This is a genomic window from Gordonia sp. WA4-43 (genome assembly GCF_020520305.1).
Classification (GTDB): Bacteria; Actinomycetota; Actinomycetes; order Mycobacteriales; family Mycobacteriaceae; genus Gordonia; species Gordonia hongkongensis.
Genome location: NZ_CP084736.1, coordinates 4,578,646 through 4,602,732 on the forward strand (window position 1 = coordinate 4,578,646; position 24,087 = coordinate 4,602,732).

At 66.3% G+C, this 24,087-nt stretch carries 20 protein-coding genes, 4 tRNA genes and 1 pseudogene; 7 read left to right on the forward strand and 18 right to left on the reverse strand.

Annotated elements, in window-relative coordinates; genetic code table 11:
* Positions 1–90: 90 nt before the first annotated feature.
* The 10 genes from LEL84_RS20690 to LEL84_RS20735 are packed head-to-tail and all read right to left on the reverse strand — an operon-like array spanning position 91 to position 10,204.
* On the reverse strand, positions 91–954 hold the full coding sequence (locus LEL84_RS20690; protein ID WP_226512669.1) for a YveK family protein: 864 nt from the start codon (positions 952–954) through the stop codon (positions 91–93).
* The gene (locus LEL84_RS20695) at positions 951–2,240 is read right to left on the reverse strand and encodes an O-antigen ligase family protein (RefSeq protein ID WP_226512670.1); all 1,290 of its coding nucleotides are present in this window, start codon (positions 2,238–2,240) and stop codon (positions 951–953) included. Before LEL84_RS20695 ends, LEL84_RS20690 begins: the two co-directional genes overlap by 4 nt.
* Positions 2,237–2,962, reverse strand: coding sequence for a hypothetical protein (locus LEL84_RS20700; protein ID WP_226512671.1), 726 nt, complete (start codon positions 2,960–2,962; stop codon positions 2,237–2,239). Before LEL84_RS20700 ends, LEL84_RS20695 begins: the two co-directional genes overlap by 4 nt.
* Positions 2,962–3,651 (reverse strand): acyltransferase, encoded by a 690-nt coding sequence (locus LEL84_RS20705; protein ID WP_226512672.1) that lies wholly within the window; start codon positions 3,649–3,651, stop codon positions 2,962–2,964. The genes LEL84_RS20700 and LEL84_RS20705 overlap by 1 nt, the downstream gene beginning before the upstream one ends.
* The gene (locus LEL84_RS20710; RefSeq protein ID WP_226512673.1) at positions 3,648–4,304 is read right to left on the reverse strand and encodes a hypothetical protein; all 657 of its coding nucleotides are present in this window, start codon (positions 4,302–4,304) and stop codon (positions 3,648–3,650) included. The genes LEL84_RS20705 and LEL84_RS20710 overlap by 4 nt, the downstream gene beginning before the upstream one ends.
* Positions 4,301–6,334: a GDSL-type esterase/lipase family protein gene (locus tag LEL84_RS20715; RefSeq protein WP_226512674.1), complete on the reverse strand. Its 2,034-nt coding sequence runs from the start codon at positions 6,332–6,334 to the stop codon at positions 4,301–4,303. Before LEL84_RS20715 ends, LEL84_RS20710 begins: the two co-directional genes overlap by 4 nt.
* Positions 6,318–7,166 (reverse strand): glycosyltransferase, encoded by an 849-nt coding sequence (locus LEL84_RS20720; protein ID WP_226512675.1) that lies wholly within the window; start codon positions 7,164–7,166, stop codon positions 6,318–6,320. The genes LEL84_RS20715 and LEL84_RS20720 overlap by 17 nt, the downstream gene beginning before the upstream one ends.
* Positions 7,153–8,286, reverse strand: coding sequence for a glycosyltransferase (locus LEL84_RS20725; RefSeq protein ID WP_226512676.1), 1,134 nt, complete (start codon positions 8,284–8,286; stop codon positions 7,153–7,155). Before LEL84_RS20725 ends, LEL84_RS20720 begins: the two co-directional genes overlap by 14 nt.
* Positions 8,283–8,861 carry an acetyltransferase gene (locus tag LEL84_RS20730; protein ID WP_226512677.1) on the reverse strand — a complete coding sequence of 193 codons (579 nt, stop codon included), beginning with the start codon at positions 8,859–8,861 and terminating at the stop codon, positions 8,283–8,285. The genes LEL84_RS20725 and LEL84_RS20730 overlap by 4 nt, the downstream gene beginning before the upstream one ends.
* Entirely contained in the window at positions 8,858–10,204 is a 1,347-nt protein-coding gene (locus tag LEL84_RS20735) for a glycosyltransferase family 4 protein (protein ID WP_226512678.1), read from the reverse strand. The genes LEL84_RS20730 and LEL84_RS20735 overlap by 4 nt, the downstream gene beginning before the upstream one ends.
* Positions 10,205–10,224: 20 nt before the next feature.
* Between LEL84_RS20735 and LEL84_RS20740 the strand changes: the two genes are divergently transcribed.
* Complete coding sequence (locus LEL84_RS20740) at positions 10,225–10,668, forward strand: acetyltransferase (protein ID WP_226512679.1); 444 nt, start codon at positions 10,225–10,227, stop codon at positions 10,666–10,668.
* Here LEL84_RS20740 and LEL84_RS20745 read toward each other — a convergent pair.
* The 3 genes from LEL84_RS20745 to LEL84_RS20755 all read right to left on the reverse strand — a co-directional run bounded on the left by LEL84_RS20745 (position 10,636) and on the right by LEL84_RS20755 (position 14,263).
* Entirely contained in the window at positions 10,636–11,652 is a 1,017-nt protein-coding gene (locus LEL84_RS20745; protein ID WP_226512680.1) for a GDP-L-fucose synthase family protein, read from the reverse strand. The two genes, LEL84_RS20740 and LEL84_RS20745, sit on opposite strands and share 33 nt — an antisense overlap.
* The gene (gmd, locus tag LEL84_RS20750; protein WP_226512681.1) at positions 11,649–12,680 is read right to left on the reverse strand and encodes a GDP-mannose 4,6-dehydratase; all 1,032 of its coding nucleotides are present in this window, start codon (positions 12,678–12,680) and stop codon (positions 11,649–11,651) included. Before gmd ends, LEL84_RS20745 begins: the two co-directional genes overlap by 4 nt.
* 62 nt (positions 12,681–12,742) lie before the next feature.
* Entirely contained in the window at positions 12,743–14,263 is a 1,521-nt protein-coding gene (locus tag LEL84_RS20755) for a sugar transferase (RefSeq protein ID WP_226512682.1), read from the reverse strand.
* A gap of 1,831 nt (positions 14,264–16,094) precedes the next feature.
* On the opposite strand from LEL84_RS20755, the gene LEL84_RS20760 reads away from it, so the two are divergent.
* Entirely contained in the window at positions 16,095–16,262 is a 168-nt protein-coding gene (locus tag LEL84_RS20760; RefSeq protein ID WP_226512683.1) for a hypothetical protein, read from the forward strand.
* A gap of 454 nt (positions 16,263–16,716) precedes the next feature.
* On the opposite strand, the gene LEL84_RS20765 is transcribed toward LEL84_RS20760, so the two are convergent.
* From LEL84_RS20765 to LEL84_RS20775, 3 genes are all read right to left on the reverse strand, one after another.
* Positions 16,717–17,556 carry an SGNH/GDSL hydrolase family protein gene (locus tag LEL84_RS20765; RefSeq protein ID WP_159370242.1) on the reverse strand — a complete coding sequence of 280 codons (840 nt, stop codon included), beginning with the start codon at positions 17,554–17,556 and terminating at the stop codon, positions 16,717–16,719.
* A gap of 66 nt (positions 17,557–17,622) precedes the next feature.
* Entirely contained in the window at positions 17,623–18,003 is a 381-nt protein-coding gene (locus tag LEL84_RS20770) for a hypothetical protein (protein WP_226512684.1), read from the reverse strand.
* A gap of 331 nt (positions 18,004–18,334) precedes the next feature.
* Positions 18,335–18,410, reverse strand: a tRNA-Lys gene (locus LEL84_RS20775).
* Positions 18,411–18,592: 182 nt separating this feature from the next.
* On the opposite strand from LEL84_RS20775, the gene LEL84_RS20780 reads away from it, so the two are divergent.
* The 3 genes from LEL84_RS20780 (at position 18,593) to LEL84_RS20790 (ending at position 18,899) form a co-directional block, all read left to right on the forward strand.
* A tRNA-Glu gene (locus tag LEL84_RS20780) sits at positions 18,593–18,665 on the forward strand.
* A 47-nt stretch (positions 18,666–18,712) separates the two neighbouring features.
* A tRNA-Asp gene (locus tag LEL84_RS20785) sits at positions 18,713–18,789 on the forward strand.
* Between the two features lie 33 nt (positions 18,790–18,822).
* A tRNA-Phe gene (locus LEL84_RS20790) sits at positions 18,823–18,899 on the forward strand.
* A 600-nt stretch (positions 18,900–19,499) separates the two neighbouring features.
* Here the strand turns inward: LEL84_RS20790 and LEL84_RS20795 are convergent.
* Together LEL84_RS20795 and LEL84_RS20800 are read right to left on the reverse strand one after the other, a co-directional pair.
* Positions 19,500–20,984, reverse strand: a complete 1,485-nt coding sequence (locus LEL84_RS20795) for a PE-PPE domain-containing protein (protein ID WP_226512685.1) — start codon at positions 20,982–20,984, stop codon at positions 19,500–19,502.
* 336 nt (positions 20,985–21,320) lie between these two features.
* Positions 21,321–21,956 (reverse strand): annotated as a pseudogene (locus tag LEL84_RS20800) (DUF222 domain-containing protein); the annotation flags it as partial.
* Between the two features lie 481 nt (positions 21,957–22,437).
* Here LEL84_RS20800 and LEL84_RS20805 point away from each other — a divergent pair.
* Both LEL84_RS20805 and LEL84_RS20810 read left to right on the forward strand, forming a co-directional pair.
* Positions 22,438–23,484 (forward strand): hypothetical protein, encoded by a 1,047-nt coding sequence (locus tag LEL84_RS20805; RefSeq protein WP_078113514.1) that lies wholly within the window; start codon positions 22,438–22,440, stop codon positions 23,482–23,484.
* Positions 23,481–24,083 carry an NUDIX hydrolase gene (locus LEL84_RS20810; protein ID WP_226512686.1) on the forward strand — a complete coding sequence of 201 codons (603 nt, stop codon included), beginning with the start codon at positions 23,481–23,483 and terminating at the stop codon, positions 24,081–24,083. The genes LEL84_RS20805 and LEL84_RS20810 overlap by 4 nt, the downstream gene beginning before the upstream one ends.
* The last annotated feature ends 4 nt before the right edge of the window (positions 24,084–24,087 follow it).

Genomic DNA, 24,087 nt, shown 5'->3' on the forward strand with positions numbered 1-24,087 from the left:
TGCTCGGATGATCGGCAAGGGATTTCGTCACGGGCACCCCTCGCCGATCGGGCCTACTTTCGAAGGTCTTCGCGTCGTAGCAAATCTTGCTTAGCCTCGCCCGAATCCGCCGCCACCTCGGGCCGAATGCCGACTGACGGTGTGACGAGCGACGTAAGTCGCGGGACGGTCGGTGGTTTCGACACGGCTCCTCGCTTCGCCCGTCACAAGCTCAGCCACCGGGGGACGGTTGTTGGCCGCTGTCGACTGCTCGACCGGCACATGTTGGCTTCGCATCGCGCTCGACGGGCGATTGATGGTTACTTCGATATCACCGGTGGTCGGGCGGTCGGGGATGGTGTCGAACCCCTCCACATCAGACATGCCACCGCGTCGCCTGTGGAGCAGCAGCGCGATCAGTAAGCCGGCGAGCGCGCCGCCGACGGCGCCAATGCCGAGGAGTATCGGGTCGATGAGCTGCTCACGCACGGCGCCTTGGGTGTTCGGGTCGACGACCACCAGGCGCAGCGCACCCGGACCGCCGCTGGTCGGTTCCTGCAGAGCGGTGACCGTGCCGACGAGTTCCTGTGCGAGCGCCGTGGACAACCGCTCCGCGTCGGCCGACGTCGAGTTTTGGACCGAGACATCGAGGATGACGGTCTGCGGCGGGACGCTGACCGAGATCTCGGAGAGGAACTGTGGCAGCGAGATGTCGACTCCCGACCTGTCGATCGCCCGCTGCGCGACGGTCGGATCGGTGGCCAGCACCGCGAATGTCTGGATACTCGCGCGGGCCGCCTGATTGCCCTGGTAGGCCTCCAACATGTCGGACGTGCCGGTGGCGATGTACGTCCGGACGGTCGCCACATAGGTCTGGGGTTGTAGCAACGAGTACCCGATGGCCGCGATGAGACCGATCAGGGTGAATGCCACGACGAGCATCCATTTCGCGGCAATGACATTGAGGACTTTCATCGGAGCTCCATCTGTGACTCGGTGGGCACCTCGTGACTGCGCACGGGTGGAAGGGATCGGGGCGAACGGTGTTGGTACAGGAAGTACGGGAGGAGTGCGGCGAACGGCGCGATGCCGAGGAAGTACGGGACGTACACCGCCTCCAGCGAACTGAGGGCGAGGATGGTGCTGAAGTAGGCGAGTAGATACGCCCGCGTCGTGCCGTCGGTCGTCTGGACCACCTTGACGACGGCGGCCAGGACGATCAGTACGACGCCCCAGACCCCGACCGACAGGAGGATCTCCAGCCAGCCGTTGTGCGGGGAATAGTTGGCCTTGAACAACAACGACGCGCCGGACTCCACCCAGAACGCCGGGTTGTGGCCGAAGAACCACTGGTCGGGGATCTCCCGCAGCGCCTGGTTCCACAGATAACCCCGCAAGCTGTAATCGGCGTTGGTGTAACCGATATAGAGCGGGAACAGCGAGTAGACCGCGCTCGCCACGAGTGCGAGACCCACCATCAGGTTGCGCACGCGACAGGTGATCGACGGGACGGCCAGCAGCACCCCGAGCACACCGGCCACCGCGATTCCGCCGAATGCCGTTCGGCTGCCGGCCAGCAGGCCGATCAACACGACCCCGGCGACCGCGGCGAGCACACGCCACATGGCCACGCGATACACGGCGAACGGCAGCAGTGCCGTGATGGTGATCCCCGCGAGGTTGCCGTTGCCGGCGAACGGTGAGGTGAGCACCGCGCCGAGATCGGTGCACTTGTCGATTCGACATGCGCCGACGACTCGAGAAGAGTTGAACAGCACCGAGACCAGCAGGATCGCCGTCGTCGCGACGAGAGCGATGCGGGCAGACCTGGCCACGTCGTCGAGCTCGAAGGATCGGTAGCGGAACACGAATCCCACCAGCAGCGCCATCGACATCAGGAGATTGACGGTCCGGCCCGACCCGTCGACGATCATGGCCGCGCACGCGTACACCATCAGTAGCGCGAGAATCGCCGCCGAACCGTCGATGCGGAAGTCATGGGTGGCCACCGCATGCAGTGCGGCCGCCACGCTGATCGCCGCTGCGGGGCCGTACAGCAGGACCGCGAAGATCGCTCCGGCGGCGTCGGCCGACGACCACAACGCCGGGGCCACGGCGTAGATGACGATGACCGGCCACGCCGTCAACGCGATCAGCCAGCTGCACAGGAACCGATCGACACGCTGAGCCCACTGCCTGTCGTAGGCGACTGCGACGAAGAGTCCCAGTGCCACCAGCAGCGTCGCGAAGATCATGGTCATGACGCCCACAACTCGCGGAACGACGCCGGACTCGTGCCCGGGGCATCCTCGTACAGTTCCCAGGTCGCCCAGCTGCCGCCGAACTCGGCGATGCGGTTGTCGGTGAACACGATCGACGTGGCGTCGGGCAGATAGACCTTCGCCCGGTCCGCGTCCAGTTCGATCTCGAACCGCGCCGCATCACGATCGAACGCGGTCCGGTAGGTGCCCTGGCCCAGGATCGTCTGTCCGGCGTCACCCGCCTGCCAGATCGCATACGACCATCGCGTCCGGGTCGCGACGAAGTGCACCGCGGCGTCGGGTGCTGCGTCGGACTCGTTCTGCGGGACCGGCTTCGCGCTGACGAGTAGGGCGATCGCCCCGGCATCGTCTCCGGTGAAACTCACCGTAGCGCCGATCCGGGTGACCCGGACGGGCGAGAGGTCGGTCGAGATGTACGACGCCGCACCGGATGCCGACGACGTGCCGTGCAGCAGACGACCGTCCGAGACCCGGAGCGGGTGGCTGTTGCGGCCACGTTCGACGGCGACGAAACCGGGAGGCACGGCGGCCGCGGTGGCGTAGTCGACGTGTACGGCGGCGCCCTGCGCCGACGCGACACGATCGTCGGATCGTTCGGCCTGAGCCGCGGTGTCGCACGCCGAAACCAGGGCGACGACAGCGGCGGCCAGCAGCGCCAGTGCCGTCGTCGTCGACAGCCGGGACTTGGAGGTCGGAACCATCAGAATCCCTCGACCTCCCGCACCGGCGTCATGTACGACGACCGGTACCACCACTTGCATTCGGGGAGGTCGCGTCGCCACCGCGCCGGAGCGCCGGCATACAGCCCGGCGTCGCCGATGGCGGCATCCGTCGACGCGGTCACCACCGAGCCGGCGGCGACGAGCGAATAGGGCGGAATGGCAGCGTTCTTGAGGATGAGGCAGGCGGTCGCCGTGAGGCTCCGCTCGCCGATCGTGATCGTGCCGATCGTGGTCCGGTCCTCGACGATGTCGATCTCGTGGGACTGCAGGAGACTCCGGGTGCCGCCCACCGCGCTGTAGGGCCCCATCTCGATCCGGCCCGAGCAGTCGAAGTAGTGACGGTTCGTGACTGCGGCCTGTTCAGCCATCGACAACACTCCGGCGCGGTCGCTGAACTTCTGATACGACGGCGCGGACGTGAACTGGTTCAGCCGCCCGATGAAGTTGTCCTTCTCGAGTTCGACTCGTGCCATCTGCCGAAAGATGTTGAACGGGGAGATCACTCCGCGGTCTCCGATGCGGAACGGTCCGCAGCCGAGCACGAGGTTCGGTCCCAGGCTGACGTCGTGTCCGATGGTGTTGCCGAGGGCACGCAGCGCTGCGTTCTTCGCCTTCGACGCGGGGAGCAGCCAGACGATCAGGCTGAGCCACTTGTTGGGTCGCTTCATGGTGTCCTCCAGACATCAGCGGGCGGTGTGGGGTGGGGGAGTGGTCGGTCGGCGCGGCGTCGGGTGAACATCACGGCCAGCGCCAGTACGGTCAGACCTGCCAGGGTCGCGAGCAGAGCGGTGCGCAGCAGCGCCTCGGGGAACGTCTGGCCGGCATCGGCCGGCCCGAGCACGAGCGATGCAATCGGCGCGGGTGACTCGAGTTCTGCCAGCGCTGCGGTGAATTCACGTCCGACGCCCATGGCGGCAGCTTCGACGGTGCGCGCGTCGTCGCCGCGGACGGTGAAATCCATGATCGTCGTCTCGGGTGGGGCCGTGATCGACACCGCACGGCGGAGGTCGGCGGGACTCATCGCGATGTGGTGGGTGTCGATCACCCGACGGAGGAAGTTCTCGCTCGTGACCAAGGACGAGTACGACTCGATACTCCGCGTCAGGAGCATCGTGGGTGCGGGATCGAAATCCTCTGGCGTTTGCAGTGCGTCGCGTTCATAGGTGAGTACGACGCGCGACGTCGCCTGCACCGTGTCGTGTTGGGACGAGTACGTGAGCATCCCCATCGCGAGGATCAGTCCGAGGCAGATGGTGACTCCCAGCGCGGTCACCACGCGGCTGACCCGCACGCGATCACGGGTGGCTCGCAGCGGGCTCATGCGCACCTGCCTGTCCGCGCGAGACCTTCGAGTACGGGCGTCATGTGCTCCGCGATGAGGGCATGTCCCTCGTCGGTCGGATGACGGTGATCGGCACCCACGATCGAATGGTCGCGGGGGGCGGAGTACCACCCGGATCTGTTCGGATCGATGAAGGAGACGCCGTGCCGCTTCGCCGCGTCCGCGAGCAACCTGTTGGCGCGCAGATAGTCAGGGGCGATCGGGCCGTCGTGGATCCAGGAGAGTCCGACGATCACCACGCGCAGGTCCGGTCGAGCTTTGCGGACCGCCCGGATGGTGTCGTCGACCGCGGCGCGGTACTGCTTGGACGGATGCGAGAGGTCGTTGCCGCTGCCGACGAGCACGATCGCCGACACGTCGGGCGTGAGCAGTCGTTGCGCCTCGGAGGCGAACGTGGTGTGCCGGATACCGGCGGTCAGGTACCCGGCGCCGCCCCGGCCGGACACCCGCAACAGCACGGGGCATGTGTCCGGTCGGGCGTCGGACAACCGGCCCTGGGCGATGCGGGTCCAGTTCGAACTGCCCTTCCCGCCGTATGTTGTTCCCTCGGTGAAGCTGTCACCGACGACGAGGATCTTCACCGCCGCATCGGTGGTCGCTGCGCCTCCGACCCCAGCGCCGTTCGCCGACCGCGACGTCGATGCGGCGGAGGTCACCTCGACCCCGGCGCTGTGCGCCGCGGTGTCGGTTGCGGGTTCGCGGGCGACTGCGAAGGCCACTCCGGTGGTGGCGGTGAGAACCACGACGATGACCGCCAGAAGTGCCTTTTCCCAATGAGTTCGGACGAGTCGGGTCATTCTCCCACCTTCGTGGACGTCGGAGAGCAGGGCAGCGAGTACGAGGAGTTGACCGGCGATGGGTGCGAGCCAGATCGCGCCGACGTGGTCGAGCGCGCCGGCGAGGAGCAAGAGGGCCAGGGTGGCCCCACCACCCAGGACGATCGCCGCGGTCACCGAGTCGGGGCGGCCCGCGGCGATGTGCTTGGCGCTGATCGCCTGCGAGAGCGACGAGATCCCGGCCGCGATGATCACACCGGTCAACAGCAGTTGAGCGGGTTCGTATTTGGTGCCGACGACACGCACGACGGCCCAGGCGGCCGGCCATGCCGCGAGGATGACGACGACGCAGTAGACGATGACGAGGTTCCGGTAGCGGCGGTAGATCCGGTCGAACGTCGACGCGTCGTCGACGGTGCGAGCGAGTTCGGGGACCGCAACTGTCGACAGCGCGGCGGACAGCAGGGTGAGCGGCCCGGTGACGCGTGTGGCCATCGCGAAATAGCCGACGGTCAGCGGGGTGGCGAAGACGGCGAGCGCCGAGACCTGCAGCTGTGCCAGTGTTCCCGACATCGCGAGCGCCCAGTAACGGACGGTTTCAGCACCGGGCCGGCGGAGCTGACCGGCGGCGCACCGCAATCCCCGGACTCCGATGGGAACCGCGGGCACCGCCAGTGCGGTCACCGCCGTGCACGTGAAGCTCACGGCTAGTGCGGCGGCATCGAGGCCGGCCCCGGACAGCGCCAACCCGCCCCACACCACGAGGGGTACGGCACGCTGGACGACGACGAGACAACTGGCGGCGGTGTGCGCATGGGTGCCGGCCAAATAGCTCTGCGCGAAGTTCTGGACGGTGTCGGAGTAGGCGAACAGCACGCCCACAACGACGATCGCGGGCAACCCGGCGAGGATCAGACCCGTTACGGCGACGAGGAAGACGCCGGATACCGCGACGGTGTGCGCGACGTACAGAGCTGCGGCGGTGGGGGTGTCGTCGGATGCGCTGACACGCATCACCCGGATCGGTGCACCGAAACCCGCGGCGAGGCCGACCACCACGCCGAGCGTGTAGGCGAGGATGTACTGCCCGAAGGTGTCCACGGGCAGTGCTCTGGCCAGGAGCAGCAGAAAAGTGCCGAGCATCGCGGAACTCGCCACCCGGGCCAGAATCCGTACGGTGGCGTCGGTGCGCAGTCGTTTGTCGGCGTGACCTTGCTCAATCGCGGAGGACACCGCGCAACCTTCGATAGCCTGGCGTCAACCGGATGCGGAACACGAGGAACGAGACGAGTTGCTCGGCGGTGCCCAGGAGGCCCAGCAGGCGTTCCGTCGGTGACGTTGCATATCGCAGCCGCAGTCGGAACGACTCGGCGAGAAAGGTCCGCCACAGGTTGGCCGATTTGGAGGCATCGTGAAAACGCAGGGCGCCGATCGGAACCGGCATCGACTGCTGTACTGGCGCGGTTTCGGCGATACGGAACTGCAACGAGTAGTCCATCGTGCAGTGCAGATGCTTGTCGAACCCGCCGAGCGACTCCAGATAGTCGCGGCGGATGATCACCGACCCGGAGAACGACGCGCAGGTGGACCGCCGCAGCAGGGTTCGCGTCTCGATGGGTTTGCCGCGGTACGTCCCGACCACGTCACCGGCCGCCCGGAGCAGTTGATGATCTCCGGTGAGCACCGTCGTGCCGGGTGACTCACGAATCGCTGCACGGATGGCGACAATCGCTCCCTCGACGAGCACGTCGTCGGCGTTGAGCCAGAGCACCCACTGTCCGGTGGCACGCGCCAGCGCTCGGTTGAGGGCGTCCGATTGACCCTCGTCCGCCTCGATCACGGCTTTCACCCGCGGCTCCGTCTCGGCGAGAGCGGCGATGAGGTCCTGGGTTCCATCCGTGGAACCGGCGTCCTGGATGACGATCTCGTCGTGTGGACCCAACTGACGCAGTGCCGACCGGATCGCCGGCTCGAAGTGAGCACCCGGATCGAAGGACGGAACGAGGACGGAGATGCTCACTGTCTCCACGCTGTCCGTCGTGTCGGTGAGCTCAGCTGACCGCATCGTAGTGCTCCTCCAGTTGTCGTGCGATCGACGTGATGCCCCAGTGCTGTTCGACGGCGCGCCGCCCCCGCAGGCCCTGCGCGCGCGCCCGGTCGGGGTCGGCGAGGAGACCGGTCAGGGCCGCGGACAACGCGTCCATCGAGTCGTCGACGACGAGGCCGGCGTCGGCATCGGCAACCAGACCGGCGAATCCGCAGGTGTCGGTGACCACCACCGGCAGCCCGGCGGCCATCGCCTCGAGGACCGACATCGGCAGCGGTTCGTGGATCGACGGGAGAACGTAGATCGTGGCCTGTGCGAGTCGACCGGCCACCCGGTCGGTGGCGATCGGCGGCTCGCGCCGGACGCGGTCGGCGACTTCGGCGTCGTGCGTCGCGCGGAAGGTGCGCAGCACCGCGTCGACGGCCGGCCCGTCGCCCTCGTCGGGTCCGATGATCGTGAAGCGGGCCGCGAATCGAGGCGCGAGGTCGGTGGCGACGCGGGCGAAGGCGACCGCTCGTTTCCGGGGATGCAGCCGGGCGAGGAAGAGGACCTCGGGTAGTCCGTCTGGCGGGGCTGCCGAGACCGCGTCGGGCAGCGGCACGCCGTTGCCGAGGTATGAGTAGCGGGGTGCATCGCCGACCGCTGTTCGCAGCGTCCGCAGCTCGACGTCGTTGAGATAGAACGCCGTTCGAGCGTCGCGCACCGCCGGGATCGTGAGGGTCCGGTCGATCATCTGATAGGGCAGCGACGGCCGCGGATTGATCATCCCGTGTGTCTGAACATGAGTCGGGACGTTGCTCCTCGACAGGAGGCGTGCGGCGGGAAGGGTCACGAAGTCACGTCCGAGGTGGACGTGGGCGACGTCGAAACCGACTGCGTGCGAACGTATCCAGCGCAGCATCGACGGCGCGACGATGCGTGAGCAGCTGTGCCCGAGGCCGACGGTTCGCGTCGGGAACGTGCGGACACGAACCCCCGGCACGTCGGGGACCGACGCCGGCCCGCCGCGTGAGCCGGCGATCAGCGTGACGTCGTGTCCCCGTGCGGCCAGCGCGCGGCTCTGGTTGACCGCGACGGTTGCGGGGCCGCCGAACTCGCCGGTCGGTGACAGGAGTGTGAGTACCTGCAGGATCTTCATGGCCGGCCGCCTGACGTCGTTCGACGCGACTTCGCCGAGATCGACGGGATCACCAAGGCGCCGGCCGGAACCCGCGTACCGGGTTGCAGCACAACACCCTTCAGCACCGTGACCCCGTTGCCGAGGTGGCATCGCTCGCTGAGGACGACCGACTCGCTCGTGCGGGTGAAGGTGGGCGAGCGGTGATCGTGCCCGCCCGAGCAGATGACCGTGCGTGGACCGAGTGAGCAGTCGGCGCCGATCGACACCGGTTCGGGATTGATGATCCACACATCGCGGTCGATGCGGACCCCGTCGTCGAGGTCCAGCTTCCAGGGAAAGTGGACCCGGAAGCTCCGGTGGATGTCGCACCCGGCGCCCACGCGCGCACCGAAGGCGCGTAACACGGAGGAGCGCAGCAGCGTGCCGCCCACCCCGCTCCGGAGCACGGCACCGACACCCAGCCAGGTGACCATCCACAAGCGATTGCGGCCGCGATCGGACTTGTCGACGATGTAGTCGCGCAGGCGTCGGGGTTCCAGTTCGGCCAGTATCTCCGAGCGTGCGGTTGTCGTGGTCGGCGTCGTCACGGTCATACCCGCACCGAGGCATGGTGGGACAGCTTGTGCAGCCACATCTCGAACCTCTCGACGGCGGCGTCGGCGCCGAGGACTTCGTGCGAATACTTCTCGCCGGCGTCGCCCATCGTGTGTGCCGCGGTGGTGTCCGTGGCGACCCGTGCGATGGTCGACAGCAGTGCTGCGGGGTCGCCGGCCGGGACGACGACGCCGGCGCGCGAGCGCCGGACCTCGGCAGCGGTGATCCCCTCCTCGGAAACGGCTGCCACCACCGGGATTCCGTAGCTGAAGTAGGTGGTGAGCTTGCTCGGCAGCGACATCTCGACCACGCCGGGCTTCTCGTTGACCACCAGCACGTCGGCGGCGGACAGCATGAGGTGGAACCGGTCGTCGGGCAGTGAGTCGACGAACGTGAGGTCCGCGCAACCGCGTGCGCGGTCTTCGAGGTACCGACGCTCGTTGCCGTCCCCGACCAGATACAGGTGGACTTTCCGCGCTGTGGCGTCAGGTGATTCGGACACGAGGCGGGCGGTCTCGACGAGGTTCTCCAGGCCCTGCTTCTGGCCCATGTTGCCGGCGTGGACCGCGACGATCGCGTCCTCGGGGATGCCGAGCTCGGTCCGAGCGGTGTCGCGCGGCGCGCGTGGTTCGTGGCGCACCTGCGTCCAGTTGCGAACGTGGGTCACCACCGCCGGGTCTACGCCGAGACGGTCGACGATGATCTCGCCGAAACGCGGATGCACCACCGCCACCTCGTCGGCCGAACAGAGTGCGAATTTCTCGAGTCTGCTCACCAGACCGCGGCTGAGGCCGCCGCCCGCGGCCGCCTCGCTGACCGCCTGGCTGTACAGGTCGTGGACCCACACCCCCATCGGCGAGAGGTTGCGGCGCCCGACCCTGCGGCGCAACATCACCAGCGCCGACGCGATGAGCGGCGGACTGGCCATGACGGTGACCGCTTCGGGTCGCAGATGAGCGACGATGGCGCGCAGCCCGAACTCGAGTTCCATCCGCGAGCGCGGCACCAGCGCAGTGCCTTCCGGGATGCTGTGCGGCACTCGCACCACGATGACACCGTGATCGACGACCGTGGACGTGTAGTCCGACATGTCGCCGTCGAGCCGCCACTGCGGATAGTGCGGATAACCGGTGATGACGCGCACGCTCCACCCGCGGGCGGCGAGGCGCCGGGTGATGTCGGTGACGTAGGGCGCGATACCGGTGACCTCGGGCGCGTAGTTGATCGCGATGAAGTCGACACACTTGCGACCCCCGGACCGAACCGGTGGCTGGACAGCGCTCGCCGGGCCCGAAAGGCGTCCGATTCGATACGATGGTGATCGTGTTAGCTCAGTTGTCATCGCTGGCTTGGCCTTTCGTGATGCGTGCGATCGGATGGGTGTTCGTACCCAATTCTCTTCGCCTGGCGGCGCTTCGGGTGTTCGGTGCGCAGATCGGTCGCGGTGTGCTGATGCGGCCACGCGTACGGGTGACCAGTCCGGCACGGCTCGCGATCGGCGAGGACTCGTGGATCGGTGAGGGCGTGACGCTGGACGGTTCCGGTTCGATCCGGATCGGCGCGAACGTCGTGCTGTCGCAGGCCGCGGTGTTGCGATGCCCGGCCGATGCGCACGGGGAGCTCGTCGTCGAAGACGGTGCGTGGATTGCGTTGCGTGCGCGGGTGACCGGCCCGGTGACGATCGGCCGACGCGCCGTCGTGGGCGCCGCCGCGGTGGTCTCCCGGGATGTCGCGCCCGGGACGGTGGTGGTGTCGTCGGCGATCACCGATGACTCAGATCCGGACATCGCCGGCCCCGACCTCTGAGTACCGGCCATTTTCCGGGTGGTGCGCCGCCCGGTACCACTCGACCACCTCGGCGACACCCCGCTCGAGACCGATCGTCGGCCGCCAACCCAGTTCGTGGATCGTGCTGACGTCGAGCAGCTTTCGCGGTGTCCCGTCCGGCTTGGTGACGTCCCACTCGACGGCGCCGTCGTAACCGACGGCGTCGGCGACGATCCCGGCGATCTCCGCGATCGAATGGTCCACGCCGGTACCGATGTTCACTTGGCGCGGGTGGTCGTGATGCTCGAGCAGGTACAGGCAGGCCTCGGCCATGTCGTCGGCGTGAAGGAGTTCGCGACGCGGCGTCCCGCTTCCCCAGTTGGTCACGCTCGGCGCGGCCCCCCGGCGCGCCGACTCGTAGCGTCGGATCATGGCCGGCAGCAGATGACTCGTCTCGCCGGAGAAGTTGTCGTTCGGTCCGTACAGGTTGGTGGGCATCGCGGAGATCCAGGGCAGTCCGTACTGGCGGCGCGTCGCCTGTACCTGCATGATCCCGGCGATCTTGGCGATCGCGTATGCATCATTGGTCGGTTCCAGGGCGCCGGTGAGCAACGCGCCCTCCCGGATCGGCTGCGGGGCGAACTTGGGGTAGATGCACGACGACCCCAGGAACAGCAGGCGTTCCACGCCGTACGCGGCCGCCGCGTCGAGAACGTTCACCTGGATGCGCAGATTCTCGGAGAGGAAATCGACGGGCCAGGTGTTGTTGGCGGCGATCCCGCCGACGCGGGCAGCGGCCAGGACCACGACGTCAGGTGTGTGGTGCGCGAAGAACTCGAAGACGCTGTGCCGGTCACGGAGGTCGAGCTGACGGCTGGTCCGCCCGATGATGTCGGAGATACCTCGGCGCCGCAGCGCACGCACGAGAGCCGAACCGGCGAGTCCGCGGTGGCCCGCGACGTACACGGAGACCGACGGGTCGAGCGGACCCGGCGACCAGCTCGTTCGTGGAGTCGCGGTCATGACGCGCGACTCCAGGCGACGAGTTGGGGCTTGTCGATCCACTCCGTGCCTTCGCATTTCAGGGCCGCGATGTCGGCGTCGACCATGATCCGGGCGAGCTCCGGCGCGCGGACCGCGGCTCGCCACCCCAGGTCCAATTCGGCTTTCGACGCGTCGCCGATCAGCGAGTCCACCTCGGTGGGACGCAGGTAGCGTTCGTCGAAGACGACATGGTCGCGCCAATCGAGGCCGGCGTGGTCGAAGGCGTGTTGGAGGAAGTCGCGGACGGTGAACGGAACGCCCGTCGCGAGTACGTAGTCGGAGGGCTCGTCGGCCTGCAGCATCCGCCACATGCCCTCGACGTACTCCGGTGTGTAGCCCCAGTCGCGCACCGCGTCGAGGTTGCCCATGTAGAGGTCTTTCTGCACACCGGCCTTGATCCGGGCGACGGCGCGGGTGATCTTGCGCGTCACGAATGTCTCTCCACGACGAGGCGATTCGTGGTTGAACCAGATGCCGTTGACCGCGAACAGGCCGTAGGCCTCGCGGTAGTTGCGGGTGACCCAGTAGGAGTAGACCTTGGCCGCGCCGTACGGCGAGCGCGGGTAGAACAGGGTGTCCTCGTTCTGCGGCGGGGGAGAGGCGCCGAACATCTCCGAGCTGGACGCCTGGTAGAACCGGCAGCGGATGCCGGCCTGGCGCACCGCCTCCAGCAGTCGAACCGAGCCGATGCCGGTGGTGTCACCGGTGTGCTCGGGCTCGTCGAAGCTGACGCGGACGTGTGACTGCGCGGCCAGGTTGTAGACCTCGTCCGGGTTGATCGACGCCAACAGGGTCACCAGTCGCGCGCCGTCGCTGAGATCGCCGTAGTGCAAGAAGAGACGGGCGAACGGGTCGTGCGGGTCCTGATAGAGGTGATCGATCCGGGCGGTGTTGAACGACGACGAGCGTCGGATCAGTCCGTGTACCTCATAGCCTTTGGACAGGAGCAGCTCGGCGAGATAGGAGCCGTCCTGCCCGGTGATCCCGGTGATCAGGGCCTTTTTCATGATGCTTCCTTCGAATGGTGTCGATCCGTGGTGGTGGGGCGGAGGGTGGTCGGACGCGGCGGTCAATAGGCGCCCCGGCGGGACAGGACCGCACTCGCGGTGCGCCAGAGAATGGCGAGATCCGAGGTCAGCGACCAGTTCTCGACGTAGGAGAGATCGAGACGCACCGAGTCCTCCCACGACAGGTCGCTGCGTCCGGAGATCTGCCACAGGCCGGTCATGCCCGGCCGGACGAGCATGCGCCGCCGGACGACCAGGTCGTAGGATTCGACTTCCTCGCGCAACGGCGGGCGCGGACCGACGAGGCTCATGGTCCCGCCCAGCACGTTGAACAACTGCGGCAGCTCGTCGAGGCTGTAGCGCCGAATGATCCGGCCGACGCGGGTGACCCGCGGATCGGTGTGGAGCTTGAACAGGACCCCGTTTCCGTCGTCGCGGACGGCGAGACCGGCACGCATGGTGTCGGCGTCGACGACCATCGACCGGAACTTCCACATGACGAACGGGGTGTTGTCGGTGCCGATGCGTTCGGCGCGGTAGAACACCGGACCTCTGCTGTCGAGCTTGACGGCCAGTGCGCACAGGGCGAGCAGTGGCGAAAGAAGTACCAGCGCAACCACTGTCAGGACCTTGTCGAAGGTCTGCTTCAGGAAACGGTTGGCACCCTTGTACCGCGGACGATCGATGTGGAGCAGCGGGAGTCCCGCCTCGGGCCGCACGGTGATCCGCGGACCGGCGACGTCGATCAGTCCCGGGGCCACGAGCATCTCGACGTCGCAGTTCTCGAGTTCCCACGACAGTTCGCGCATCGCCCGGTGTCCGAGAGCGTCGGCGGACGTGACCGCGACGGTGTTGGCCCCGCAGGTGCGGACCAGTTCGGGAGCGCGGTCGTGGCCGGCGAAGACCGGGACGTCGCCGCCCCCGAGGTAGGTCGCGAGTCCGGAGAACCGCGGTGTGGCAGCGGCGCCGGGCACATCGGTGAGGCAGACCCCGACGACCCGGTAACCGAGAGCGGGGTTCTCGTCCAGCCGCTCGATGAGTGCCCGGGCGGATGATCGCGAGCCGACAACCAGGACCGATCGGAGGTATCGTCCGGTTTCGCGGCCCAGCAACAGATGTCGTCGCCAGCCCCATCGACCGGCGACGAGCATCAGAGTGCCGGCCGGCAGCGCGATGGCGATGAAACCGCGGGCAATACCCAGTGCGAAGGCCACGTCGGCGATCGCCCAGACGCCGAAGCATGCGAAGCACGCGCTCAGGACACGGTGATACTCGACCGGCCCGGCGCCGAGAATGCGCGGGTCACCGGACTGGGTGACGCGCAGCGCTGCCTGCCACCCCACGATGAGTGTGACGGTGACCAGGAGTGCAAGGATACCGTCGCGTCCGATCGGCCGGAACGGGTCGGCGCCGAACCGCAGGAATTGGCCCGCCAGGACGGCGATCGAGATAAGTGCCAGGTCGGTCCAGGCGACGTGGCGCGCGTACGGGACCAGCCATCGGTGCGGTGTCGTCGGCGTCGCGCCAGGAGCACGCTCCGTGCCGATGAAGGCACGCGTGACCCGGTCGATGGGAACGCTCATGTACTCCCCCTGAGTGAAACAACAGGCGAACGGCCGGCGTATTCGAGCGGCCCATTGCCTTGGCAGATCGGAACACTACAACGCATTCCGCGCCATTCACACGGTTTCTTTTCGACGTTGTTTCGGTCCATGGCGCCGCATTGTCGAGAAAGGCCGGGAAGTGGGACGAATGACTCAATGCTCGGCGTCAGGACGATTCATAACTCTTGGCCAGATCTGCCCGGAAACCTTTGTCACGTGATTCTTGTCGACTGTCTCGAAACGCGAATGTGGTCTTGACAACGACTGCGGCGCATCCGTTGCGCCCGAACTAAGCGCCCCTGAGCTGGGCATATGACGACTTGTTCGGCCTCCGATGTGCGCGACGGTGCGCAACGCGACGTGTCGCCATGATCATTTCCGTGTTTCGAGTTGACAACGCCAGGTTGATGAACCGCGGTTGTCTATTGACTGTCTGAGTTTGTGGATCAATTTTTCGGGATGCTGTGGATACGAATTAAATGCTCACGAACCGCACCGAGAAAGGGGCGTCGGTGGGGCTCAGGACTGGAGAATTCCACGGCATCGGCTACGTCGGAACACGGTCAACACGTCGATGGATTGGCACAGATTTGCATCCCGGCGGCGTGTCTGGGGGCGCAACGCGATGTCCCGACCGTCGGCCGAAGCAAGGTGGGAGGTTGAGTTGCCGGGCTTGCCGACCGGTGCCTGACCAACACGCGGGATGCGAACAGTTTTGGTAGTGGGTGGCCGCCTTACTAGAGCGGAGGCCTTCAGGTCACAAACAGACTTTGACCGCGGTTACGCCGCCCGAGCCCTGATGGCGCCCGAGCGGGTTTCACTGTTTGAGGCTCTTCGGACCGTCGTAAACTGCGGTTTGGGGAAACTCGGTGCGGACGGGTCAGAGCACGGAACCGAGCTGATCGAGGGGGCCTGATGTCCGTCCAGCGGTCGCAGCATCGACGCCGTGTCGGACGGCAGGTGGCATCGGCACGGGCGCTGCCGATAACCCCTGCCCCAGACGGGTACACCGCGATGCGCCTTGCTGACTCGAAGCAATTTGTGATGTGGACAGCGGGTGCCTACAACACTCGCAATCCCCATCGCGCCATGAGCTGACGTGAGCATGGTCGGGAGGGCTGGCCGCTGCGGCCACTCGAACCGATGTGTTTCGTCGCGGGTGAGCGCAGTTCGCTGGGTCGTGTCCGCAACGGCTCGCGGTCGAGCGGGGTGACGATATGGATTCTGCGTACGAGGTTGTCGTCGCGGGCGATCGAAACTAACTGCGAAAGAGTCCCGACGCGGTGATTGATGGTCGCCGGTGAAGTTGCCGGGTCCATCCCGCAACCACGCACACACATCTCTTCAAGCGGCGGTCAGAGGCCACCACGGGCGGACTGCGAAAGGCGCCCCGCAGAAAGCGGGGCACCTTTCGATGAGTCCTAAGGATCAGCCTGGCAGCAAGCTGCCAAGACTTCCCCACGCCCCGTCGTCCTCGGCGGGGTCTCCCGGGCCAGGGCCGGTTGCTTTCACGACAAAGGTCTCCGTGTGAACTGTGTCATCGCCGGCATAGTTTCCCTGGTCGTCGTAGGGCGTGCACTGGCCTGCAATTGTGTACGTACCCGGCTGCAGAGTGATAGTGATCGTTCGCGGTGTGAAGTAGTGCGGAAATGCTTGAGCTACGCCTCGGAACCGCACAGTGTCTGCTAGTGCCGGCGAATGTGACAGCAGCTGATCGGTGCCGGTCCAGACTAGTTCTCCTACCGGGGGTGCTACGGTCCCCGACGTAACAGCCATCGCGTTGCACACATTCAAGCTCGGCGGTGTCAGCGTGATGATCGCATCCTGCGCGGTGGCGCTGACCGAAAAGATGTCTGCTTCGGCTGCAGTCGCGCTGCCAACGCCCATGGAAGTAACCACACCCGCAGCGGCGATCGCGGCAGCGGTCATTGAGAACAAGCGCTTCACGTTTGGACTCCTCATTGTTGGTTCTCTCTGAACTCGTCCACTTTGTCAATACAGTGATCGGCTTAGATAGCGTCCGATCATACGAAAGTGCAGGGGCCGCATCACCTGACGTCCAGGTCGATGGCCGCCGCTCATCCGCCACTAACACATGTTCGGGTGCCCCGGGTCGTCGTCCGGTTGAAGCAACCCAGACGGTTAGCCTGACCGGCCCACGGTTCGGTGCACACTGTCTGTGTTGCTCGTGCGCAAACACCGAGCCCACCGGCCTATACGAACCGTTTCGGCAGTATCGCGACTATCGCAGTAAGACCGTCACCTTTTTGTAGTCACAATTGTCCCACCGGTATTGCCGATTGTCCTGAGCCTGCGTATCACGGAAGGCCGGCGTCCGACGGACGACAAGGATGGGGTACCGCCCCCTTCACTCCGAACGACAATGCGTCGGCGACCGTATTCGGTTCGCGTTCGAAACACTGGCCGCGGGATCAGAGTGCTCGCGCGATCAGATTCGCAATCGCACGGCTGCCGAGGGGCGTCGGGTGGCGGGGTTGGGTCTGGGACTGCGAGGCGTTCCCTTCGAACCAGCGGGTTGCGCCGGCGCATGCGTCGTGCCCGACGGCGGCGGAGGCGACGTCGACGAAGGTCGTCGACCGGGTGACGGCAGCGGTTCGGAGGATGGCGTCGAATCGTTTGAAGAAGGTCTGGAGGTACACGGCGTCGGCGTTGCTGATGTTCGCCTGGCCGGGGCAACCTGTTCGGCCGTAGTAGCCGCCGTGACCGACGAGGACCACGCGAGCGAGGGGCGCGCGGGCGGCGATGGTGCTCAGAGTTGCGCCGATCTTCGGTGCGACTGCGGTGAGGGCCGAGGTCATCCGGTCGGCCATCGCTCGATCGTGTCGACACCGGGCGTCCTGGCCGAAGCTTGGCGTGAAGCAGGAGGAGACGATCGACCACCAGCGGAGGTCGTTGCCGCCGATCGAGAGAGTCACCAGTCGCGTGGACCACGACAGTGCGTTGATCTGGACCGGCCGGGCGCCGAATGATGTCGACTGTCGGCGGGTCGTGACGTCTGCAGTGGTGGCGTTCACGCAGGCAACAGAGGTGTAGCTCATCTGGAGCTGGGAGGCGAGGTGCGTCGGGTAGGCGTCTCGAGTACGTCCGCACCCGTCGGGATGCTGTGCTGAGGTCAGCGTCGGCGCTGCGGCGCGTGAATCTCCCAAGGCGACGTAAGCGGGTGCCGCCGGCGCGGCGAGAACCGACGGTACCGACATGCAGCTGATCGCGATGGCGAGAACGGCGACGAGTGCGAGGCGGAATCGGGTCACGGCAGGAGTATCCCAGCCGTGTCGGTGAACGTTACGAGAGGCCTGACGGTGAGAGTGCCGTAGTAATCAGGCCCGCGATGCCCTGCTGCCTAGCGGGGTCGGGTGGCGGGGTTGGGTCTGGGACTGCGAGAAGTTCCCCTCGAACCAGCGTGCTGCTCCGGCGCATGCGTCGTGCCCGACGGCAGCGGAGGCGACGTCGACGAACGTCATCGATCGCGTGACGGCGGCTGTTCGGAGGATCGTGTCGAATCGTTGGAAGAAGGTCTGTAGGTACGCGGCGTCGGCGTTGCTCATGTTGGCCTGGCCGGGGCAACCTGTTCGGCCGTAGTAGCCGCCGTGTCCAACGAGGACCACACGGGCGTTGGGGGCGCTGGAGGCGATCTTGTCCAACGTCGTACCGATCTTCGGTGCGACTGCGCTCAGGCCGGAGTCGATTCGCCGTGCCATGACCCCGTCGTGGCGACACCGGGCGTCCTGGCCGAACGTGCGCGTGAAGCAGGCCGAGATCAGCGACCCGTCCGGCACTCGGGCCGACGTGCGGGTGGGTGCAGCGGCGCGGGAATCGCCCAGGGCGACGTACTCAGGTGCGCTCGGAACGGCCGATGCCGGTGGTGCGACGATGCAGCTGAGCGCTGACGAGAATGGCAACAACCGCCAAACGGGTTCGGATCACGCGGAGAGTATCCACGGCATTTCACCGAAACTGGCTGTGCTGTCCGGATTTTCGTCCGTTCGGAGGAATTCGGCGCCAGGCGTGTCTCGAACATCGTCGCCCTCGTGGTGCCCCCACCAGGGCTCGAACCTGGGACCTGCGGATTAAAAGTCCGTAGCTCTACCAACTGAGCTATAGGGGCAGGGCCCCGGCAAGCCGGGGCGTCGATGAGTTTACAACGTGTGCAAACGGTGCGAACGAGACCCTCGGTGTGCGTGTCGTCGAGCTGGCCGCGATGCTCCGTTTACGGGTCTGACCAGTCGATTTGTGGTTTGCGCGAGACCTGTCATAAGCTATGCGAGCTCCCAACGGAGAACACGACCGGCCCCCTTCGTCTAGCGGCCTAGGACGCCGCCCTTTCAAGGCGGTAGCGCGGGTTCGAATCCCGTAGGGGGTACGCCTGCGCGGCACTCGGTAACGAGGTTCGCGCAGATAATTTAACAAGGCCCTGTGGCGCAGTTGGTTAGCGCGCCGCCCTGTCACGGCGGAGGTCGCGGGTTCGAGTCCCGTCAGGGTCGCCAAAGGTTTCGGTTCATCGTCAACCGGTACCTTCCGGCCAGGTAGCTCAGTTGGTACGAGCGTCCGCCTGAAAAGCGGAAGGTCGTCGGTTCGATCCCGACTCTGGCCACCACAACGATCCCCAGCAGTCTGAGACTGCTGGGGATTTTTTTGTTTCGACAGATGCGGCGTCGTGGGCAGTGCTGGTTCGGGCTGTGTTGGCCGAATCACTCACGGCGACAACGGATTCACCCGAACAGACGACCGTCGGCGGGCTGCGAACCGTGATCTACCTTGCATGATGGTCGCGTGAACGCGATACCGGGGGTACGCCGCGTCTGCCCTCACATGACCAATTCCCGGAACAACCCAGCCACGGCTCGGCGCGGCATGCTGCCGCCGCGAGTTCCAGTCCACCGACCTACCGGTACGAGTACAAAGACCCGTACGCACCCATGTCGACCGCCAAGCAAGTGGTGCTCGGGTGCGCGATCTCGTTGGTGCTCATCGCCTTTGCGGTGGCAGCGTTCCTCATCGAACAGGGGTGATGGGGTCTTTGCAGGGCGCGGCTCTGCTCGACGAATAGAGCCCGCCGCGGGGCCGAGGGGGTGAGTTGACTCGGCCCCGCGCCGGGTCTCGTAGCCGGTCCCTCCGGAGGCGGGGGAGCGGCGATACCGCCAGAGTGGTCTCTTCGTTGACGCCGAACGCTGCGTTGCGCGGTGGGTGTCGGCTGTCAGGCTGCTGCGGTGGACTCGCCGTCGCCCGAGTCGGACGACGAATTGCTCTCGGTCTCCGTGTTCGACACGTCTGACGAGTCCTCCTCGGATGTGGACGTGTCGGTGGAAGCGCCGTCGGCAGAATCGGTGTCAGCGGCATCGGTGTCGGCTGCGTGCCGCCCGCTGCCCGTGAGGCGATGCCGGCCGCCCTCTGATGGGGTCGCCTCGGGGGTTGGCGTGTCAGCGTCGGCAGTCTCAGGCGCGCGATGACGACCGCCTGACAAGACTTCGGCGTCAGAGGCCGGGACGTCAGCGCCAACAGTGGGCGCCGGCGCCGGCGATTCGGTTGGCGGATCTTCGGAGTCGGCAGAGTCCACAAGACGGGCGACGGTTGGTAGGTCGTCCTCAGACGACGACTCGACCGGCACCGCGGCGTTCGACTCGGTCGGCGTCACCAGCGGGTAGAAAGCGTTGTTGACCGCGTCCCATCGCTCGAGATCGGCCTCGCTCGGTTTGATGCCCACCGCATCGTTGAGGATCATCGCGACCAGCGTGAGCGGGTGGTGTTTCGGCTGATAGACGACGTAAGTCGTATTGCCGTCGCGGCTTTTCATCGTCGTCGGCGCTGTGGTGTAGTCGATGAGATTGCCGTAATTCTCTTCGCCCAGGCCCGAATGGATCGCGATGAATCCCGCCGCGTTCACGAGCAGCGAACTCACCGGCCTGAGCGTTCGCCACTGGAAGTTGGCAACCGGATCGCCGACCACGATGACGGACACCACGGGGAGATCGTCGCCGGTGGCACCGGGATCGCGGGCTCCGTTGCTCTCGGCGCCGAACAGCTCGAACACGGAACCGGCGACGTTGTTGTCGGCCCACGCCTTCAGGCCCCACGGGCTCCGCGGGTCGGAGATGAGCAGGATCATCGAGTTGTCGACGTCGATCCCGTTGGGCTGACCGACAGCGACCTCCGCAGCATTGCCCAGAGCTTCAGCTCCCTGCGAGTAGCCGGTGTAGACGATGTAAGGCGGCCCGTCGGTCTGCTGTGCAAACGCCCGCATTACTTTGAGATTGTTGTCGACGGCGACGTCCCGAGAGGCGTCGTAACTTGGGGCGAAGAACGGCAGGATTGCGCCGGACCGGCCGGAGATCAACGGGCCGAGTGCTTCTGGATAGTCGATGACCAGCGTCTGACGACCCGCACGAAGGCCCCTGATGCGCGGATACATGGAGCCGTCGTCGGTTCCTGGGGTCACCACCACGATTGTGTCACCGTTGACATGGGGGAACGTCGTCGATAACCAGTCAGGACCGAGCCCGTCGTCGGGTTCTGCTGGGCGGAACACACCGTCGTCGTTCAGCTCGTCGATGGTGTCGAGCGTCTCGGCCGAAAGGGCCGGTGCGGCCGCAGCGGTCGCGGGCAGGGCCATCGGGACGACCATGCCGAGGCACAGCGCACAACCCACTGTGGACGCGCGCAGCGTCCGTCGAAAACCGTTCATGTGTTTCGCCCCCACTGGCAGTCCGCCAAGCTGGCCACCGGCCATCGGCATGCTTGATTTGGTTTCAAGAATCATGAAATCCGGTCAAGTGTCCATGGCCGCGCGACGCTACAGCAACTTACCGACCGGTTTTCACCCGTTCAGGGGAACGACGTGTCTTCAGAAGGGTGGTGGGTCGAGGCGGTCGAGATCTTCGCGGGCTTGCTTGTTGCGGAAAGTGTCTTCCAGCGTTTCGGCGTCCCCGGGCAGGGTGACTCCTTCGGGGGTCTCGTATTCGGTGACCAGGTGTCCGTCTTCGTCGCGTATTGCACATCGACCCAGTCCCCGTGGTTTTGAGGAGGTGACTGGGACGTTCTCCGCCGACATGACGGAGGTGAGTTCGGCGGTGCCGTCGGGCAGTTCGTGGGTCCACACCCCACGCTGATCCATCGCGTCTTTGCGGCGTTGGCGTACCGCGTCCGGATCGTGGCGGAAGACGAGGCGGTCGACCATGTCCCGCAGGCGCGCCCGGTCCCACACACCCTTGCGGGCGCACAGTATCGGCGATCTAGGCATCCAACGCGGGCGTGATGGGGTCGTCGGTGGGGATCAGTTCGGTGCGGGAGATGACCAACCGGATCTGCCCTTGCGACAGAATCCCGTCGCGCAGGGTGTCGGCAACCTCGGGGAGCCGGTCACGTAGTGCGACGGCCTCGTCGATCAGGGTTTCGGCGCGGCGTCGCGACACCCCGGCTTGGCGGGCGATGCGGGCGGCGCAGTCAGCGTGGCCGTCCATCACGAACCCCGACGCGCTGGTGGTGATCAGGCGGTCGGTCATCACCGCGATCGTCTGATAGCGGTGCCAGGCCAGATAGGACTCGCCTCGTCGGGTGGCGTCGAGACCGGCCATCAACATCACCATGTCGGTCTCGGCGGCGTGGGCAGGATCGACCCGGCGATGTACTCGCCCGGTAGATCGGTCCACGCCTTCACAACGCCCCCCGACGCCTGTTTCGTCGCCCCGGTGACCGGGGCGTGTTCTGTTACAGACCAATCTAAACCCGACCACCGACAATTCCGGATGAGTCTCCACGGCGCATCATCGTCGTAGACGAAATGGACTCTGCGAGTAGCGATATGGTGCCGTCCGAGTTCGCCGATGGCTGAGTTCCTCGGGTGGCCAGGTGGTTTCGACACGGCGACTCGCCTAGCGGCTCGTTGCCGGCTCAACCAGCGGGGGGGGCGGCCGGCTCGACCAGCGGGGGGAGGGGTGGTCGCCAGGTGGCTTCGACACGGCGACTCGCCTAGCGGCTCGTTGCCGGCTCAACCAGCGGGGGTGGGCGACTCGCCTGGCGGCTCGGGGCCGGCTCAACCAGCGGAGGGGTGCCGGCTCAACCTGCTGCAACGGCGCAATCGTGCCGCTTCCGTTCGTCGGACCGGCCATACTCATTCGATGAGAACTCGCACGACCAGGGTGGTCGTCCGCAGCGTGTACGGCACCGCCGCCGTCGAATGGTTCTTGATCCTCGCGATCGCGACGATCATCGTCACGCGCCTGTATCTGCACCTCACCGGGTATCCGCAGGTCGGAAGCGGAACACTGCACATCGCGCACGCGCTGTGGGGTGGCGCGCTGATGATGCTGGCGCTCATCACCGGATGGTTGTTCCTCGGGGCGACGGCGCGGATCATCGCGATCGTGCTGGGCGGTATAGGTTTCGGGTTGTTTCTCGACGAGGTCGGCAAGTTCGTCACCCGCTCCAACGACTACTTCTACGGGCCGTCGGCGGAGATCATGTACGTGCTCGTCGTGATGATCCTGTTGATCAGCCGCGTCGTTCGGGATGTCAAGCGGCCCACCGGCGCCGAGGCGCTCGCCAATGCGGCGGTCATCGCGGCCGACGGTGTCGCGCACGGGCTTCCGGAACGTCGTCGACGCCAGGCCGAAGAGTTTCTCGTGGTGGCCGAGGGCAAGGGGCTCGACGTCGAGACGATCGGTCACATCCGAGCGCTCCTCGAATCCAGCGAGGGTACGCCGGACCGGTTGATGCGACTCCGCGACCGGGCGGTCGCCCTGATCCCGGACTTCTTCCGCAGTCCCCGATGGATTCCGGTCGTCGGGTGGGGGTTGGTCATCGCGTCCGCACTGACCGTCATCGTCGGCGTGCTGAGCTTCTACTTCTCCGGAGACCGCAGCGAAGAACTCGACATCTACATCGAACTCACCGGCAGCACGCCCGCCACCTGGATTCTGTTGATCAGCGGGATCGCGACACTCGCCCTGGCGCTTCCGGCGATGGTCGCGCGCCGGCGCGGTGTGGAGCCGGCCGGGCCGCTACGAGGGCTCCGTATCGCCGCCCTGGTGTTCATGCTGTCGAACGCTCTCGTCGACTTCGCGCTCGAGGGCTTCGGTGCCCTGTTCAACCTCGCCCTGGGCTTGTTCGCCCTCAGCATCGTGAGTTACCACCTCGCGCAGGCGTCCGTCGCGTCGGACGGCAGTCGTGATCAACTGAGGGTGTGACTCATCTCGATCGGACTGTGGCTGCCGCGCGTGTCGAGGGCTTCGACCGGCGGACCGCGGACGTCCCGGGCGCACGGGCCGCCTCGGTCGTCCTCGCGGTAGCGGAGAAGGACGGCCGTCAGGGGATCTGGCTGTGCAAGCGTCCCACGACGATGCGACGCCACGCCGCCCAGTTCGCACTCCCCGGTGGCCGGCTCGACCCCGGCGAGGACTACATCACGGCCGGCCTGCGCGAACTCGACGAGGAACTCGGCATCCAGCTGCCGCCGAGCTCGGTGCTCGGGGCGCTCGACGACTATCCGACGCGCTCGGGTTTCGTGATCACCCCGATCGTCTGCTGGGCCGAGGAATACCAGGAGCCGACGCCCAACCCCGACGAGGTGGCGCTGCTGTTCTTCGTCACCTTCGAGGAACTTCTCGTCGAACCGCGGTTCCTCACGATCCCGCAGTCGGATCTCCCGGTCATCCAGTTGCCCATCGTCGGCTCCCTCGTCCACGCCCCGACAGCCGCGGTGATCTACCAGTTCGCCGAGGTGGTCCTGCGGAACCGGCAGACACGGGTCGACGGCTTCGAGCAGCCGGTCTTCGCCTGGAAATAGCCAC

What these genes read in the sequence shown, in the direction of transcription:
- LEL84_RS20705 (WP_226512672.1), bottom strand. Translation starts at nt 3,651, where the DNA reads ATGAAGCGACCCAACAAGTGGCTCAGCCTGATCGTCTGGCTGCTCCCC.
- LEL84_RS20710 (WP_226512673.1), bottom strand. Translation starts at nt 4,304, where the DNA reads ATGAGCCCGCTGCGAGCCACCCGTGATCGCGTGCGGGTCAGCCGCGTG.
- LEL84_RS20735 (WP_226512678.1), bottom strand. Translation starts at nt 10,204, where the DNA reads ATGACAACTGAGCTAACACGATCACCATCGTATCGAATCGGACGCCTT.
- LEL84_RS20720 (WP_226512675.1), bottom strand. Translation starts at nt 7,166, where the DNA reads ATGCGGTCAGCTGAGCTCACCGACACGACGGACAGCGTGGAGACAGTG.
- LEL84_RS20700 (WP_226512671.1), bottom strand. Translation starts at nt 2,962, where the DNA reads ATGGTTCCGACCTCCAAGTCCCGGCTGTCGACGACGACGGCACTGGCG.
- LEL84_RS20795 (WP_226512685.1), bottom strand. Translation starts at nt 20,984, where the DNA reads ATGAACGGTTTTCGACGGACGCTGCGCGCGTCCACAGTGGGTTGTGCG.
- LEL84_RS20725 (WP_226512676.1), bottom strand. Translation starts at nt 8,286, where the DNA reads ATGAAGATCCTGCAGGTACTCACACTCCTGTCACCGACCGGCGAGTTC.
- LEL84_RS20740 (WP_226512679.1), top strand. Translation starts at nt 10,225, where the DNA reads ATGCGTGCGATCGGATGGGTGTTCGTACCCAATTCTCTTCGCCTGGCG.
- gmd (WP_226512681.1), bottom strand. Translation starts at nt 12,680, where the DNA reads ATGAAAAAGGCCCTGATCACCGGGATCACCGGGCAGGACGGCTCCTAT.
- LEL84_RS20690 (WP_226512669.1), bottom strand. Translation starts at nt 954, where the DNA reads ATGAAAGTCCTCAATGTCATTGCCGCGAAATGGATGCTCGTCGTGGCA.
- LEL84_RS20745 (WP_226512680.1), bottom strand. Translation starts at nt 11,652, where the DNA reads ATGACCGCGACTCCACGAACGAGCTGGTCGCCGGGTCCGCTCGACCCG.
- LEL84_RS20770 (WP_226512684.1), bottom strand. Translation starts at nt 18,003, where the DNA reads ATGGCACGGCGAATCGACTCCGGCCTGAGCGCAGTCGCACCGAAGATC.
- LEL84_RS20695 (WP_226512670.1), bottom strand. Translation starts at nt 2,240, where the DNA reads ATGACCATGATCTTCGCGACGCTGCTGGTGGCACTGGGACTCTTCGTC.
- LEL84_RS20730 (WP_226512677.1), bottom strand. Translation starts at nt 8,861, where the DNA reads ATGACCGTGACGACGCCGACCACGACAACCGCACGCTCGGAGATACTG.
- LEL84_RS20755 (WP_226512682.1), bottom strand. Translation starts at nt 14,263, where the DNA reads ATGAGCGTTCCCATCGACCGGGTCACGCGTGCCTTCATCGGCACGGAG.